General features: G+C 56.7%; 14 protein-coding genes. 8 read left to right on the forward strand and 6 right to left on the reverse strand.

Annotated elements, in window-relative coordinates; genetic code table 11:
• Entirely contained in the window at window positions 1-594 is a 594-nt protein-coding gene (locus N5C09_RS16605) for a hypothetical protein (protein WP_279749476.1), read from the forward strand.
• A 32-nt stretch (window positions 595-626) separates the two neighbouring features.
• On the opposite strand, the gene N5C09_RS16610 is transcribed toward N5C09_RS16605, so the two are convergent.
• The 3 genes from N5C09_RS16610 to tamA are packed head-to-tail and all read right to left on the reverse strand — an operon-like array spanning window position 627 to window position 6,480.
• Window positions 627-971, reverse strand: coding sequence for a gamma-glutamylcyclotransferase (locus tag N5C09_RS16610; RefSeq protein ID WP_045307822.1), 345 nt, complete (start codon window positions 969-971; stop codon window positions 627-629).
• Window positions 972-973: 2 nt separating this feature from the next.
• Window positions 974-4,750: an autotransporter assembly complex protein TamB gene (tamB, locus tag N5C09_RS16615; RefSeq protein ID WP_279749477.1), complete on the reverse strand. Its 3,777-nt coding sequence runs from the start codon at window positions 4,748-4,750 to the stop codon at window positions 974-976.
• The gene (gene tamA, locus N5C09_RS16620) at window positions 4,747-6,480 is read right to left on the reverse strand and encodes an autotransporter assembly complex protein TamA (protein WP_279749478.1); all 1,734 of its coding nucleotides are present in this window, start codon (window positions 6,478-6,480) and stop codon (window positions 4,747-4,749) included. Before tamA ends, tamB begins: the two co-directional genes overlap by 4 nt.
• Before the next feature lie 224 nt (window positions 6,481-6,704).
• Here tamA and msrA point away from each other — a divergent pair, with 224 nt between their 5' ends.
• Entirely contained in the window at window positions 6,705-7,346 is a 642-nt protein-coding gene (msrA, locus tag N5C09_RS16625; RefSeq protein WP_063867179.1) for a peptide-methionine (S)-S-oxide reductase MsrA, read from the forward strand.
• Between the two features lie 225 nt (window positions 7,347-7,571).
• Complete coding sequence (locus tag N5C09_RS16630) at window positions 7,572-8,909, forward strand: hemolysin family protein (RefSeq protein ID WP_006810357.1); 1,338 nt, start codon at window positions 7,572-7,574, stop codon at window positions 8,907-8,909.
• A gap of 76 nt (window positions 8,910-8,985) precedes the next feature.
• Here N5C09_RS16630 and N5C09_RS16635 read toward each other — a convergent pair whose 3' ends face one another.
• Window positions 8,986-9,192: a DUF1107 domain-containing protein gene (locus N5C09_RS16635; protein WP_003856054.1), complete on the reverse strand. Its 207-nt coding sequence runs from the start codon at window positions 9,190-9,192 to the stop codon at window positions 8,986-8,988.
• 324 nt (window positions 9,193-9,516) lie between these two features.
• Between N5C09_RS16635 and N5C09_RS16640 the strand changes: the two genes are divergently transcribed.
• Window positions 9,517-10,074: a YtfJ family protein gene (locus tag N5C09_RS16640; RefSeq protein ID WP_236329454.1), complete on the forward strand. Its 558-nt coding sequence runs from the start codon at window positions 9,517-9,519 to the stop codon at window positions 10,072-10,074.
• Here the strand turns inward: N5C09_RS16640 and cysQ are convergent.
• The gene (cysQ, locus tag N5C09_RS16645; RefSeq protein WP_015572488.1) at window positions 10,068-10,808 is read right to left on the reverse strand and encodes a 3'(2'),5'-bisphosphate nucleotidase CysQ; all 741 of its coding nucleotides are present in this window, start codon (window positions 10,806-10,808) and stop codon (window positions 10,068-10,070) included. The two genes, N5C09_RS16640 and cysQ, sit on opposite strands and share 7 nt — an antisense overlap.
• 190 nt (window positions 10,809-10,998) lie before the next feature.
• On the opposite strand from cysQ, the gene N5C09_RS16650 reads away from it, so the two are divergent.
• A complete protein-coding gene (locus N5C09_RS16650; protein ID WP_279749479.1) occupies window positions 10,999-12,942 on the forward strand; it encodes a bifunctional 2',3'-cyclic-nucleotide 2'-phosphodiesterase/3'-nucleotidase in 1,944 nt (647 codons plus the stop codon).
• A gap of 68 nt (window positions 12,943-13,010) precedes the next feature.
• Here the strand turns inward: N5C09_RS16650 and N5C09_RS16655 are convergent, their stop codons facing one another.
• Window positions 13,011-13,397: a helix-turn-helix domain-containing protein gene (locus tag N5C09_RS16655; RefSeq protein ID WP_063867172.1), complete on the reverse strand. Its 387-nt coding sequence runs from the start codon at window positions 13,395-13,397 to the stop codon at window positions 13,011-13,013.
• Between the two features lie 84 nt (window positions 13,398-13,481).
• Between N5C09_RS16655 and N5C09_RS16660 the strand changes: the two genes are divergently transcribed.
• The 3 genes from N5C09_RS16660 to N5C09_RS16670 all read left to right on the forward strand — a co-directional run bounded on the left by N5C09_RS16660 (window position 13,482) and on the right by N5C09_RS16670 (window position 16,277).
• Window positions 13,482-14,330: an SDR family oxidoreductase gene (locus N5C09_RS16660; protein ID WP_131637444.1), complete on the forward strand. Its 849-nt coding sequence runs from the start codon at window positions 13,482-13,484 to the stop codon at window positions 14,328-14,330.
• A gap of 81 nt (window positions 14,331-14,411) precedes the next feature.
• Window positions 14,412-15,236: an AraC family transcriptional regulator gene (locus tag N5C09_RS16665; RefSeq protein WP_063867169.1), complete on the forward strand. Its 825-nt coding sequence runs from the start codon at window positions 14,412-14,414 to the stop codon at window positions 15,234-15,236.
• A 75-nt stretch (window positions 15,237-15,311) separates the two neighbouring features.
• Window positions 15,312-16,277, forward strand: a complete 966-nt coding sequence (locus N5C09_RS16670; RefSeq protein ID WP_279749480.1) for a DMT family transporter — start codon at window positions 15,312-15,314, stop codon at window positions 16,275-16,277.
• Window positions 16,278-16,296: the final 19 nt, after the last annotated feature.

Consider the following 16,296-nt stretch of genomic DNA (forward strand, 5'->3'; position numbering starts at 1 on the left):
ATGTTATGCGTTACCCCACAGCCAGAACCCGAAGAATTTGATGCGAAAGTACGCCAAAAAGGGTTATTGCATCTGGCCGCTAACAATATTGATGTCACTCAGCCTCTTCCAGAAGGGACAAAAATCAATAGTTATTGGTTGGATTGTCTTGACGATCTCTATAACAGCTACAGCGGCGTTTGTGCCTACGTCGCCGTGCATTTTGAGCGAGTTACCGGCAATGGTTCAGTGGATCATTTTGCTGCAAAATCACTACGTGCTGATTTAGCCTATGAATGGGCCAATTACCGCCTTTCCTGCTCCCGGATGAATAGCAGGAAAAATAAGTATGATGACGTCCTGGATCCGTTTGATGTAAACGATGGTGATTTTTGCCTTGAACTGGTATCGGGTGCTATTTACCCTAACCCCTCATCTCCACGTCTTGCTGAAGTCACGGCGACTATTACCCGACTTAAGCTAGATGCCACTGATTGTCGATCGTTAAGATCAAAACATTTTGATTTATATCGAACCGGAGATATATCGGCGAACTATCTTAGACGAATGTCACCTCTGGTCTGGTATGAAGCAAACCGTCAGGGGCTGTTATGAACAACGCCACCTTACGGTGGCGTTGTCGTTTTTCAGAACTGGTCTCTGTCTAACCAGTTACCGCTTTCAATCAGCGTTAACCCGTCGACCGAACGTTGGTACACGTACATCCATGCACTGCCGTAAGGCGTCTGGATCAACTGGCGAGCGTATTCACCGCCCCTGGTGCGCAAGGCATCAAGTTCGGCCAGCGTAGCATTATCAATACGATAAACCTCACCCTGTACCGTTCCGTTCCCCGGAACCGCGCCTGGATAGTGGCCCAGACTGTACAGCTGATAGTTTTCGATTGTGTAATTTCCCAGCAACTGGGCGTTGGTCATCCAGTGGCTGTTGCCTTGCTTGGTTCGTAAACTGCCGTAAACAAATATTCGCATTGCTAAAACTCAAACTGATAGAGCAGATCAAGTGCCTGGTCTACGCCGGACACTGCTTCCAGATATAGCTTAGGCATCAGGCGGTAACGTAACGTGAGTGTAGCCAGTGAGTCAAAGATCCCCACGCCATATTTTACCTGTAGACCCGGCAGTACATAGCCGCTGACCACTACCTGCGAAGAGTCACCCACGCCCTGAGTGTCCAGCGCCAGATTGCTTACGCCAAACGTCTCGCCGATTTTACCCACAACCTGACCACTTTGTGCAACCCCCAGACCGACTAACATTGACGTCATTGCCGCACCATCGCCCTGCTGGCTATCCAGACCCTGTCCGCGCAGCAGGTAAGAGAGCGCTTCCTGTTGCGACATGGCCGGGTCAGAGAAGATCTCTGCCTTAGGTTCATCGGCGGAGCCCGTCACGCGCACGCCCGCAATCACATCATCTTCGGTGGCTTCCGGGTTACGGATCGCTTCGATATTCAGGACCGGCTGATCCGGAGGACCGGAGAACAGCAGCTCACCTTTACGCACAATCAAATCCTGACCGTAGGCATGGAAGCGCCCTTCAGGAATATTGATTTGTCCATTCAGGCCCAGCCCCTGCTGATCCTGCGCCACTTTCAGGTCACCCGTGAGTCTCGCCTTCAGCCCAAACGCGTCCAAACGCACGTTATTCCCCACGTGCACGATAAGATTACTATTGATCGGTATGCCAGCGCTCTTCTGTTCAACAGGTTTCAGATTTTCATTGAGCATAACTTCATCACTGGAGACGCCAACCGCGCTTTCCGGCACCTCGTGAACCACGATGCGCGCCCACGGGACGTCGACGCGGCCGTCCAGCGTGAAGAGGCTTGGCGTGGCCTCAAAGACCACGTCTGGCGATACGTCCAGCCGCACCATCGGCGGTACCGTGATACGCACCCTGCTGCCTTTGGCCGCAATACGGGCGCGCCAGTTATCCAGCTGGCTCCAGTCTGCGTCGCCGCTCAGGTTGATTTGTCCCTGCTGCGTCAGCACTGAACCACTGAGGGTTGAGCTTTGGCCGTTAAAGTTCATCGCAAGCTGGCTTGGCTGCATATCGAACGGCATAAAGTTACCGTCGATGTCCACGCCGCTTAGCCGCATCTGGCCAAACAGCTGCGGGCTTTGCGCATCTCCCGCCAGGCGCAGGTTGGCGCTGAGCATGCCCGCCGCTTTTTCACCCCGCGAGAAAATCGGATTCACCATCGCCAGGTTGAAGTTGCGAATATTGACGTTGCCGCCGAGGTTGCGCCGCCCTTGCGGATCGGTAATTTGCACCTGGCCGTCAAGCTGACCGTTGTTGGTCAGACGAATAAGCCACCCCAGCTCCGCGCGGTTGTTACGCAGGTCGGCATTCAGATTCAGGGTGTCGAACGCCACCGGCAGCGGCGCGTCATTGACCTCCTGCGTGACCTTCACGTTACGCCCGGAGAGACTCACGCTGCCCTGCGGCAGGCCCTCTTTGGTGGTGTCCCACGCAACGTCCGCTTTACCGCTAAAGACCCCGCTCGCCTGGGTGGTTTCCGGCATAAACGGTTTCAGCATGGCCAGGTCAAAACGGTTGAGGTTGATCTGCGCGCGTCCTTCCGCGCCCGCATCAATGGTCTGCGGCACGCACAGCTCGGCGTTCGGGTTGGTCCAGCAGTGCGGCCCAATGCTGATTTTCTGCTCTGCGTTGCGGTAGTCCAGCGCGATGGATCGGGACAGCACCAGCGGGCCAACCGGCGTGCTGAAGCGGGTGTTGTCCAGTTGCCCTTTCCAGCGCGTCGCGTTGCGGTCAAAGCTGCCGGTCAGGTGCAGCTGCCCGGAGACAGGCTCGCCCTGCACGCGCAGCTGGAGATCGTGCTGCTTCTCGTTACCTTTCGCCGCCAGCGTCACCAGGCTGATGTTCACGTCCGGCTGAGAAATACGCTCCACGCGCAGGTCGAGGCTACCGCCGATCTGATCGGTGGATTTCACGTCCCCTTCGACGCGCACGCGAGCAATGGAGAGTTCCTGCCAGCGCAGGTTGTTAGCGGTAATGTCCGCCAGCAGCTGCGGCGCTTCCACCGTACCGCGAACCTTCACTAACCCTTTCGCCGTACCGCCAAGGCCCGGCAGGGCGTTATCAAGGTTTGGCGCGTCGATGGTGGCATCCAGATCGAGGTCTTTTATCCCCAGCTCGCCTTTGATATCCGCCGTGTTGCGGCCCAGCGCCACGTGCAGGCCCGGGATCACCCACTGGAGATAGCTGTTGCCCTTAACCGAGCCCTCTACATTGACTTTGTTCTGCTTTACGTTGCCGGTCAGCTTGATTTCCGGCACGTCCATCTGCCAGGTGCCGCCGTACAGGCTGCCGCGGGTTTTGATCAGGCCGTCGAGTTTTGACGGCCAGTCCGGTACCTCTTTGGCGGTGTTGATCCCGGTCAGCTTCAGCTCGCCGCGCCAGCTGATCGCCTGCTGCCAGTCGAGCAGTGCGGTCAGCTCGGTTTTTCCTTCCAGGGCTGCCACGGTCAGCTTGTCGAGGTTTACCTGCAACTCGTTACCCTTCGCATCCAGGGTGATATCGGCGGGCGGTACCCCCTGCCCCTTCACTGCCGTGCGGAACGACAGCGTGTAATCGGTCATTTTGCCACTCAGCTTCAGCTTCAGATCGTCGGCCTGGAACTGCTTTTCCCCGGTGAATGGCCAGTAAAGCTGCTTGCTGACAATCTCAAGGTTGAGCGGTAAACCGGCCTCTGCCAGCTGGGTTTGCCCGCGCAGCACCATATCCACCGGGCCGGACAGGTTCACGCCGAACTCAAGCTTCTCGCGCAGCGCACCGCCGACCTTCACCTTCACCTTTTCGCCCTTCAGCGGATCGATGTTCAGGGCGCTGTTCAGCGTAATATCTACCGGCCAGTTGTCGCGCAGCTGCGCGTTGCCTGAGGCGTTCACCGAGCCCTGACTGGAGTCGATATCCAGCGCGTCGAGCTTCATGTTGCCGTCGATGCTGCTGACTTTAAGCAGCATGTTGTAGACCGTCAGATCGGTGTCACCCGTCAGACGCAGCTGCTCGCCCTTAAACTCTTCGATATTGAGGTTCAGCGGCAGATGCACGTCGGTCATCTCCGGCAGCACCGGTTTCGAGAAGAGATGTTTCAGCGTTTCACCCAGCGGTTTTTCTTCCGGCTGCGGGTTCTGGATCTTCGGCTCGACGATCTCTTCCTGCGCCACGTCGGCCACCTTCGGCAGCGCAATCAGCAGCCCTTGCAGGGAGGTTGGGGTCAGGGTGAGGTTTTTCTCCTGCCAGCGCAGACCGGAGGTGAAATCCATCACCGATACCGTCGTATCGTCGATTTTGATGTTGACGTTATCCAGTGCAACCCGGTAGAGCGCAATCGGGTACGGCGTGGAGAGGTTAAGCGGGCCGCTATCCTCTTCCTCGACGGGCTCAGACTTCGGCATTTTTTTGGAATCTATCGCCACGTTTACGTCTTTTAACGACAGATCGTTTACGCACAGCCTGCTGTCCCGCAGGCAGCCCAGCTTCACCGCCAGATGAAACTCGCCCGCGTTCACCGCCACGCCGGGCTGTTCATAGCGGATATTTTTCAGGCGCAGATCGCGCCATCCGCCCGTCACCTGGCCGATTTCCAGCCCCGGCACCCAGCGGTTCGCGGCGTTAAACAGCAGATGCAGGCCCGTGGTGGTGCCCACCAGAAACGACACCGTGCCCAGCAGCAATACGATAAAAATCAGCACTCCGAGGCTTATCTTCTTCCATAAACTCATAATTCAGGCCCCAGACCGATGTAAAACTGTAAACCGTGTTCTTCTTTGTCACCCACCGGAACGGCGAAATCGAGCTTGATCGGCCCGACCGGTGACTGCCAGCGCACGCCTACGCCCGCGCCGGTTTTGAAATCGCTGCGGCGGATGTCGTTTACCGCTTCCCCGCTGTCGACAAACATGGCGCCCCACCATTTGCCGCTGACGTTGTACTGGTATTCCAGCGAGCCGGTCGCCAGTTTGGATGCCCCGGTCAGCTGGCCTTTTTCGTTTTCAGGTGAGATCGATTTGTACTTATACCCGCGAATGCTGCGGTCGCCCCCGGCGAAGAAGCGCAGGTCCGGCGGAACGCGCTCGAAATCACCCGTCTCAATCCAGCCGAGATTGCCGCGCATCACAAAGCGGTGTTTGTCATACAGCGTGCGGATCCAGACGTTTTGCGCCTGAAAGACGGAGAAGTCCACGTCGGATCCCCAGGCGGTGTTGGAATAATCGATGGAGTAGCGCTGGGAATCGCCCCAGGTTGGCATCAGGCCGCCGCGCGAGCGGGTGCGGCTGATCATCACCCCCGGATAAAGCAGCATGGTGGTGTTGGTGACGTTGGCCTGGGTAAAGTGATCGAGGCTCCAGCGCAGGTTAATGGCGCGCTGCCAGCCGCTGGAGAGATCCCAGAAGCGTGAGACCGCAAGCGTTGTCGAGTCCTGCTCGGTATCGTTCAAATCGGTACGCTTAAAGCCGCCCTGCACCAGGTAATATTGCTCAAGCGGGTTTTTCAGGAGCGGCATTTTGTAGCTGAAGTCCAGCTGCTGTTCAGGCGCAGAGAGGCTGACGCTGGTGGTCAGGCTGTGGCCGTAGGAGTTCATCCACGGTTTTCTCCACGAGGCCTTCACGCGCGGGCCGACGTCCGTGGAGTAGCCGACACCGGTCTCAATGGTGTTCTCGGTGCGCGGAGAGACTACGCCATGCAGCGGTAATACCTTCGTTTTACGGGATTTTTCAAATTCAGGCGCCACCACCACGGAGTTAAACCAGCCGGTAGCGGACAAACGACGGTTCAGCTCGCCGAGGTCGCTGGACTGGTAGTAGTCGCCCTTTTTGAACGGCACCAGGTTTTGCAGATACTCGTCACGGATCTGCGATCCTTCGAAGGTTACTTCGCCAAACCGATAGCGTTCGCCGCTGTCGTAGTCGATATCCCAGAATGCCTGACGTCGCTCAAGCGCAACGCCCAGCTGGCTTTTGTTGAACTTGCTGTCGAAATAGCCTTTACGCAGGGAAACGTTGGTCAACGACTTTTTAAAGCGATCGTAATCCCCGTGATTGAGCACGGTGCCCACTTTCGGGCGGTTGCTGAGCAGATCCAGGTAGTCCCGATCCGTGCGCGCACCGCCGCGCAGCACCACGTTCGTGCCGCCAATCAGAACGGGTTCGCCCGGCGAAACGCGGGCAATCAATACCTGACGCCCCTTCGCCGGCGGCGGGCGTAAGTCGAAATCGATGGTGGGTTCGTAGTAACCCAACGCCTTTAAGCCTTCGCGAATGGAGTCATCCACGCGCGCGCGAAAACGCCGATCCGGCGTCACTTCATCGCTCTGGATGGTAGAAAGCTGCGCACGCACGTTTTTTTCCAGCGCCCCGGATAACCCCTCAACCTGCAAACGGACATTCGCCGCGCTGGCAATCCCGCTTGTCAGCATTAAACTGACTAAACATAACTGGCGGATCTTTGTCACGTTTTCTCCTGAATATCCCTGTTTCCACCCTGGAAGCAAATGCAGTGCCGCTCCGCGGCAAAATACGGCCTGCTGGCCAAAAACCCAAATTACGGGTTGAAAAAGGGTGCAACACCCAAATATTTCTTATGATTAAATCTAGACTCATTCATCGCATTTATTGTGTTCAATTAAACGCTTCGTGACAACCTTAACCGAAACAACGCTACCCGGGAGGCCCCACCGTGAGTTTATTCGATAAAAAGCATCTGGTATCACAAGCCGATGCGTTACCGGGACGCAACACCCCTATGCCAGTGGCGACATTACACGCCGTAAACAACCATTCAATGACAAATGTTCCTGATGGAATGGAGATCGCCCTGTTTGCCATGGGCTGCTTCTGGGGCGTAGAGCGCCTGTTCTGGCAGCTGCCGGGCGTTTACAGTACCGCTGCGGGCTACACCGGAGGGTATACGCCTAACCCAACCTACCGCGAAGTCTGTTCCGGCGAAACCGGGCATGCCGAGGCGGTCCGTGTGGTGTATGACCCGAGCGTTATCAGCTATGAACAGCTGCTCCAGGTGTTCTGGGAAAACCATGACCCGGCGCAGGGCATGCGTCAGGGTAACGATCACGGCACCCAATACCGTTCGGCTATTTATCCGCTCACCCCAGAGCAGGAGGCCGCGGCCCACGCCAGCCTGACGCGTTTCCAGGAAGCAATGCAGGCGGCCGGCGATAAACGCCAGGTGACGACCGAAATCGCTACCGCGAAACCGTTCTACTATGCCGAAGACGATCACCAGCAGTATCTGCATAAAAATCCGTACGGCTACTGCGGGATTGGCGGCATCGGCGTTTGCCTGCCTCCACAGCACGCCTGATTACTGCATCAGCGCCACGCGAGCCGCGTGGCGCATAACTCAACCACACTCCCCGCCGCAGGCCCACCTTATTTGTCGAAAACGTGACCTCTGGCAGATTTACACGCCTTTACGCTATACTACCGCTGAAATAATCGGCTCAACGCTACGAGCTGACTTCAATGTGTCTTCACACGAATGGTATCAACTCCCCTTCTGAGGATCTGGCGAGAAGCCGGATAAACTATGTTAAACAGTATTTTAGTAATACTTTGTCTTATTGCCGTCAGTGCATTTTTCTCGATATCGGAGATCTCGCTGGCTGCCTCCCGTAAAATCAAACTGAAGCTGCTTGCCGACGAGGGCAACATCAACGCATCACGCATTTTGAAAATGCAGGAAAATCCCGGCATGTTCTTTACCGTGGTGCAGATTGGCCTGAACGCGGTCGCCATTCTTGGCGGTATCGTGGGCGATGCAGCGTTTTCTCCGGCGTTTTATAGCCTCTTTGTAAAGTACATGTCCGTAGAGCTGGCCGAGCAGTTGAGCTTCATCCTCTCCTTCTCGCTGGTCACCGGTTTGTTCATTTTATTCGCGGACCTGACCCCGAAACGCATCGGTATGATTGCGCCAGAAGCTGTGGCTTTGCGTATCATCAACCCGATGCGCTTCTGTCTGTACGTCTTCCGCCCGCTGGTGTGGTTCTTTAACGGCCTGGCGAACGTCATTTTCCGCATCTTCAAGCTGCCGATGGTGCGTAAAGACGACATCACATCCGATGATATTTACGCCGTGGTGGAAGCCGGGGCGCTGGCAGGCGTGCTGCGCAAGCAGGAACACGAGCTGATTGAAAACGTTTTCGAACTGGAATCCCGTACCGTTCCCTCTTCCATGACCGGCCGTGAGAACATCATTTGGTTCGATCTGCATGAAGATGAGCAGAGCCTGAAGACCAAAGTGGCGCAGCATCCGCACTCCAAATTCCTGGTCTGTAACGAAGATATCGACCATATCATCGGCTATGTGGACTCCAAAGACCTGCTGAACCGCGTGCTGGCAAACCAGAGCCTGGCGCTGAACAGCGGCGTACAGATCCGCAACACCCTGATTGTGCCGGACACCCTGACGCTCTCCGAAGCGCTGGAAAGCTTCAAAACTGCGGGTGAAGACTTCGCGGTGATCATGAACGAATATGCGCTGGTGGTGGGGATTATCACCCTCAACGACGTCATGACGACGCTGATGGGCGACCTGGTCGGCCAGGGGCTGGAAGAGCAAATTGTGCAGCGTGACGAGAACTCATGGCTGATTGACGGCGGTACACCTATTGAGGACGTGATGCGCGTGCTGGATATCGACGAGTTCCCGCAGTCCGGAAACTACGAGACCATCGGCGGCTTTATGATGTTTATGCTGCGTAAGATCCCGAAACGTACCGACTCGGTGAAGTTCTCCGGCTTCAAGTTTGAAGTGGTGGATATTGATAACTACCGCATCGACCAGCTGCTGGTGACACGCATTGATAGTAAACCGACCGTGCTGGTACCGAAACTGCCAGATGCGGAAGAGAAGGTGTCGGCGTAATCCTTCGCCTGCCCCACAAACATCAACGGCTCCCATCGGGAGCCGTCTTTTTAACGACTACTGCATAGCACGTTGGTTAAGCCATCTCAGTTTGCAGACGCATAACCTGACGGTTGACTTCGGACATCACAGACAAGTGCTGTTTGTCCTTCACTTTTGGGATAAGTATTTTGCCCTTATCGAACTCAAAAGCGCCAACATCCTTGATATACAACCGTCCACGGAACAGGATCTTCACGTACTTCGCCACCTGAAGCGGGTTGTAGCGTTGGAAAATTTTCATTCTTGTATCTCCTGCGAATCATACGCCCTTGCGGTGCCACAATCGGCCCGACTGTCCTGAGCGCAAATTTTGATGCCCAATGACTATAGACCAGAACCTCGTACTTACCCAGTGTGCATAAGTTTATTTACCGTTTGATTACAATTATTCAGAATAATCTTTGCAAAGCGTGATGCAGAGCAGTATATGCCGTCGTTTTTGCGTGGATATGTGCGTTCGCCCGCAAACTGGCATCGGGATTGCGGGAAAAGCCCATTGATCGCACTTATGATTAAAAGCGCATGACCAAGTGGTCGGATCACCTGCTCACAATAAGGAAACACCATGACCCTACGTAATCTCCTGGCAGCAGCTTGCCTGTTCCTGCCGCTGATGGCTTCCGCACACAACATTGAAAAAGGAGAACGTGTTCCGCCGGTCGGTATTGCTGACCGGGGAGAATTGATTCTCGACAATGATAAGTTTAGCTATAAAGCCTGGAATAGCGCGCAGCTCGCGGGCAAAGTGAGAGTTGTACAACATATTGCCGGACGTACATCCGCAAAAGAGAAAAACGCGACCCTTGTGGAGGCGATCAAGACCGCAAAACTCCCGCACGATCGCTACCAGACCACCACCATCGTGAATACCGACGATGCGATTCCCGGCTCCGGGATGTTTGTGCGCTCAAGCCTTGAGAGCAATAAGAAGCTCTATCCGTGGTCGCAGTTTATTGTCGACAGCAACGGCGTGACGCGTAAGGCGTGGCAGCTGGAAGAGGAGAGCTCAGCGATTATCGTGCTGGATAAAGCGGGCCGCGTGCAGTGGGTTAAAGACGGGGCGCTGACGCAGGATGAGGTGCAGCAGGTGGTTGCCCTGCTGCACAAGCTGCTGGATCAGTAGAGTGACACCCGGAAGCCCGGGTTCAGGAATGACTCGCGCGGGGTATAGTCCAGCGGCTTACCCTGCCAGTCATGCACATGCGCGCCCGCCGCTGCGGCAACGGCGTGGCCTGCTGCGGTATCCCAGACGTTAGTCGGCCCAAAACGGGGGTACAGCTGCGCCTGCCCTTCTGCCACCAGGCAGAACTTCAGCGACGATCCGATCGACGTCGTCTGGTGTTCGCCCAGCTGTTGCAGGTACTCTTCCAGCTCGCTGTCGCTATGCGAGCGGCTGATCACCACCAGCGGAGGACGGGCATCGCGCACCTGGATCTGCTTACGTACGCCGCACTCTTCCTTCCAGGCTTTGCCTTCCGCCGCGCTGTACATCACCTTCATCACCGGGGCGTAGACCACGCCGAGCACCGCCTTTCCTTTTTCAATCAGGGCGATGTTGACGGTGAACTCACCGTTACGCTTGATGAACTCTTTCGTGCCGTCCAGCGGATCGACCAGCCAGTAACGCTGCCAGTGCTGACGTTCGTCCCAGCTCTGGGGCGCTTCTTCAGAAAGAACCGGAATATCCGGCGTCAGGGCCTGCAAGCCTTTCAGGATCACCGCATGCGCCGCGATATCCGCCGCCGTCACCGGAGAGTCGTCCGCTTTGCTGACAACGTCCATCGGTTTTGCACCGTCGTACACCTGCATAATGGCATCACCCGCATCCCGTGCAAGCTGACAAATTTTATCTAACATTCTCCACCTCTTCGTTAACGCAGTGGGCATAACTTATTGTTTTAGTTATATCGTAATGTGAACAATTCCGCTATCTGTGAAGCAATTCTGGTTTCAGCGCTCTTTTTTCTGGCAGCATTCACACTTCTGTAAGCAACAAATACTACATACATATTCTTTTGTGGCTTGGATCGAAAAAAGGACTCCTCAGATGATTAAGTTTAGCGCAACGCTCCTGGCAACGCTGATTGCGGCCAGCGTTCAGGCAGCGACGGTGGATCTCCGTATTCTGGAAACGACCGATCTGCACGGCAACATGATGGACTTCGATTACTACAAAGATACGCCTGTCGAAAAATTCGGACTGGTACGTACGGCAAGTTTAATCAACGCCGCCCGCGGTGAAGTAAAAAACAGCGTGCTGGTGGACAACGGCGATCTCATTCAGGGCAGCCCGCTCGGCGACTATATGGCGGCGAAGGGGCTGAAGAAAGGCGAGATCCATCCTGTTTATAAGGCAATGAATACGCTGGACTATGCCGTCGGCAACCTCGGCAATCACGAATTTAACTACGGTCTGAAATACCTGCACGACGCGCTGGCAGGCGCAACGTTCCCGTACGTTAACGCCAATATCATCGACGTTAAGACGGAGAAGCCGCTTTTTACCCCTTACGTGATTAAAGAGACCGAGGTGGTCGATAAGGACGGTAAAAAACAGACGCTGAAAATAGGCTATATCGGCTTTGTACCGCCGCAAATCATGACGTGGGATAAAGCCAACCTCGACGGGAAAGTGACCGTCAACGACATTACCGAAACGGCGCGCAAGTACGTGCCGGAAATGCGTGCGAAAGGCGCGGACGTGGTGGTGGTGGTGGCCCACTCAGGCCTGTCGGCAGATCCGTATCGGGCGATGGCTGAGAACTCGGTGTATTACCTCAGCCAGGTACCGGGCGTCGATGCGATCCTGTTCGGCCACGCCCACGCCGTCTTCCCGGGTAAAGACTTCGCCAGCATCAAAGGCGCAGATATTGAAAAAGGCACGCTCAACGGCGTGCCAGCGGTGATGCCGGGGATGTGGGGCGATCACCTCGGGGTGGTGGATCTGGTGTTGAACAACGACAGCGGAAGCTGGAAAGTCACCCAGTCGAAGGCGGAAGCGCGCCCGATCTACGACGCGGTGGCCAAAAAATCACTCGCGAATGAAGACAAAGCGCTGGTCGACGTCCTGAAGCACGATCACGACGCCACGCGTGAATTTGTCAGCAAGCCGATCGGTAAATCCGCCGACAACATGTATAGCTTCCTGGCGCTGGTACAGGACGATCCGACCGTGCAGGTAGTCAACATGGCGCAGAAAGCCTACGTCGAGGACTATATTCAGGGCGATCCGGACCTGGCCAATCTGCCGGTACTGTCTGCCGCGGCGCCATTCAAAGTGGGCGGACGTAAGAACGATCCGGCCAGCTACGTTGAGGTGGAAAAAGGCCAGCTGACCTTCCGTAATGCCGCGGATCTCTACCTCTATCCCAACACCCTCGTGGTGGTGAAAGCCACGGGAAAAGAGGTGAAGGAGTGGCTGGAGTGCTCTGCCGGGCAGTTCAATCAGATCGATCCGCACAGCAGCAAGCCGCAGTCGCTGATTAACTGGGACGGTTTTCGCACCTACAACTTCGACGTGATCGACGGCGTGAAGTATCAGATTGATGTTACCCAGCCCGCGAAATATGACGGCGAATGCCAGGCCATTGATCCGCAGGCGGAGCGCATTAAAAACCTGACCTTCAACGGCAAGGCCATTGACCCGAATGCCACCTTCCTGGTGGTGACCAACAACTACCGTGCCTACGGCGGTAAGTTTGCCGGTACGGGTGACAGCCACATCGCCTTTGCCTCGCCGGACGAGAACCGCTCGGTGCTGGCGGCGTGGATTAGCGCAGAGTCGAAAAAGGCGGGTGAAATTCATCCGGCGGTGGACAACAACTGGCGTCTGGCGCCAATCCACAGCGACACGACGCTGGATATTCGCTTTGAGACATCACCGTCCGATAAAGCAGCCGCATTTATCAGGGATAACGCGCAGTATCCGATGAAAAAGGTCGCGACGGATGATATTGGGTTCGCGATTTATCAGGTGGATTTGAGCAAGTAGCGAAATTGCCGGGTGGCCGCTTCGCCTTACCCGGCCTACGGGATCGAGGTTTGCGCGCCACCCGGCTTTTACGCCGCACGCTCATCCCGATTCGCCATCACCTGCGGCGTATTCACCTCAATCCAGTCCGCCAGCGCGGCGACTTTCTCGCTGACCTCGATACCCATCGGGGTCAGACTATACTCCACGTGCGGCGGCACAACCGGATAAGAAACGCGGTTAACAAACCCGTCCTGCTCCAGCGCCTGGAGCGACTGGGCCAGCATTTTCTCGCTGACGCCGCCCATCTTGCGGCGCAGGTCGCTGAAGCGATGCGTGCCCTGACGCAATGCCACCAGGATCAGCACGCCCCAGCGGCTGGTAACGTGTTTGAGCACCTCCCTTGACGGACACTGTTCCGCAAAGAGATTGCCATCACGCATTTGCTCGCTGAGCGTCGGTACCGTTGTTTTCATACTTACCTTTTTGTACGTACTTACTAAAAGTTAGTGATGGTGATAGTGTGCCACAACACCAGACAAACACGAAGGAGATTCATCATGATCGCGATTACCGGCGCAACCGGCCAGCTTGGCCAACTCGTTATTGAAGAACTGCTGAAAACCGTTCCGGCCAGCCAGATCGTGGCTATTGTGCGTAACCCGGCAAAAGCCGACGCCTTAAGCCAGCGGGGAATGGTGGTACGTCAGGCGGACTATACCGACCAGGCCGCGTTCACCACCGCCCTGAACGGCGTGGATAAGCTGCTGCTTATCTCCTCCAGCGAAGTGGGCCAGCGCGCCGCACAGCATCAGAACGTGATTAACGCCGCCAAAGCCGCTGGGGTGAAACTTATCGCCTACACCAGCCTGCTGCATGCGGATACCTCCCCGCTGGGTCTACACGTTGAGCACGTAGAAACCGAGAAAGCGCTGGCTGAATCCGGCGTGCCTTATACCCTGCTGCGCAACGGCTGGTATACCGAAAACTATCTTGCGAGCGTGCCGCCTGCCCTGGAGCACGGCGTATTTATTGGTGCCGCAGGTGAAGGCAAAATTGCCTCGGCGACCCGTGCGGATTACGCGGCGGCGGCAGCGAAAGTGATTTCTGAAGAGGGTCATGCCGGCAAGGTGTATGAACTGGCGGGCGACAGTGCCTGGACGCTGAGCGAACTGACGGCGGAGCTGAGCAGACTGAGCGGCAAGCCGGTGGCGTATCAGAACCTGAGCGAAGCGGATTTCGCCGCCGCGCTGAAGGGCGCAGGCCTGCCTGCCGGGCTGGCGGATATGCTGGCGGATTCCGATACCGGCGCGTCCAAAGGCGGCCTGTTTGACGACAGCCGTACCCTGAGCAAACTGATCGGTCGCCCGACCACGCCGCTGGCGGAGAGCATCAAAGCGATTCTGTAATTGTTAAGAATTGGTTATTTTTGGTGGCATCCCTTCGGGTCATCTCTGATAATGAGGCGATGACCCACGAGGAGGCTCACCGTGCAAGGCGTACCGGAACAGTTTACTGATGAGAGAGACAGCGCGCGCTTTCGCCATCTGGCGCAGCTGCCGGGTCTGGAGCTTTATCACGCCCATATCTCTGACTACGCCTTCGAGCCGCACACTCACGAAGCGTTTGGCATCGGCACCATTGAAACCGGCGCCGAACGCTTCCGCTATCGCGGTACCCAGCATCTTGCCGCGGAAAAATCCGTCGTGACCATGAACCCGGACGAGATCCACACCGGAGAATCCGCCACCGAAGGCGGCTGGCGCTACCGGATGGTCTATATCGAACCCGACCTGCTGGAAGAAGTCACCGGCCTGCGCCACTGGTGGTTTAGCGACGTCACGCGTCACGATCCGCTGCGCTCGCAACAGATAGGCCAGTTGATTTATGGCCTGTGGCACACGGACGATCCGCTGGCACAGAAAGGATTGCTGCTGGATCTGATTGAGACGTTCCAGCCGCTGGCCCGTCATGCGCCGGTAGCCCGGGAGGGCGCGCACCGCTTCGAGCGCGTTCGCGACTATCTGCATGACAACTATATGCGCGCGCTCACCCTGGACGAGCTGGCGAGCGTCGTTTCGCTCAGTCCGTACCATTTCCAGCGCCAGTTTAAGGCCCATTTTCACGTCACCCCACATCAGATGCTGATGGCCATCCGACTATGGCGCGCAAAGGCGTTTCTCACTCACGGCATGCCTGCCGCCGAAGTCGCCGCCGCAACGGGGCTGACCGATCAGTCTCACCTGACCCGCGCCTTTACCCACCGCTACGGCATTACGCCCGTGCGTTACCAGAAGCAGGTTTCGCCGCGCTAATGCGCAACCTCATACAATACGCACGCATCTGTGCCTCCTACACTGGCTACAACATGTATTACTGTGGATGGAAAGATGATTAGCGGCGTGTTGTATGCCCTGCTTGCAGGGTTGATGTGGGGGCTGATTTTCGTCGGCCCGCTGATAGTGCCGGAGTACCCGGCGATATTGCAGTCGACCGGACGCTATCTGGCGCTGGGGCTGATTGCCGTGCCGCTGGCGTGGCTGGGGCGTGCGCGCCTGCGCCAGCTGAGTCGCCAGGACTGGCTCACCGCGCTGGCGCTGACGATGATGGGCAACCTGATCTACTACGTCTGCCTGGCCAGCGCCATTCAGCGCACCGGCGCGCCGGTTTCCACCATGATTATCGGCACGCTGCCGGTCGTCATTCCTGTGTTCGCGAACCTGCTGTACAGCCAGCGTGACGGCAAACTGGCGTGGTCAAAAATGGTGCCCGCGCTGGTATGCATCGCCGTGGGGCTGGCTTGCGTGAATATTGCCGAACTACGCCGTGGTCTGGAAAATTTCAGCATGTGGCGTTACGGTTCAGGGATCTTTCTGGCGGTTATTTCGGTGGTCTGCTGGGCCTGGTATGCCCTGCGCAACGCACGCTGGCTGCGGGAAAACCCGGATAAGCATCCAATGATGTGGGCCACGGCGCAGGCGCTGGTCACGCTTCCCGTCTCGCTGCTGGGCTATGCGGGTGCGTGTGTCTGGCTGGGTAGCGAGCATCCGGATTTCGCCCTGCCCTTCGGACCGCGCCCGTGGGTATACGTCGGGTTAATGGTTGCGATTGCTGTGCTGTGTTCGTGGGTGGGCGCGCTGTGCTGGAACATTGCCAGCCAGAAGCTGCCGACGGTGATATTAGGGCCGCTGATTGTCTTTGAGACGCTGGCCGGGCTGCTCTATACCTTCCTGATGCGCCAGAGCGTGCCGCCGCTATTAACGGCCTGCGGGATCGCGCTGCTGGTCGTTGGGGTAGTGATTGCGGTGAGAGCGAAGCCGGAAAAACCGAGGGTTGTTCCAGCGTCGGAGGGGTGAGCTTTTCGCCCAGCGGCGC

The organism is Enterobacter sp. GD03975 (assembly GCF_029838645.1).
GTDB lineage: Bacteria > Pseudomonadota > Gammaproteobacteria > Enterobacterales > Enterobacteriaceae > Enterobacter > Enterobacter quasihormaechei.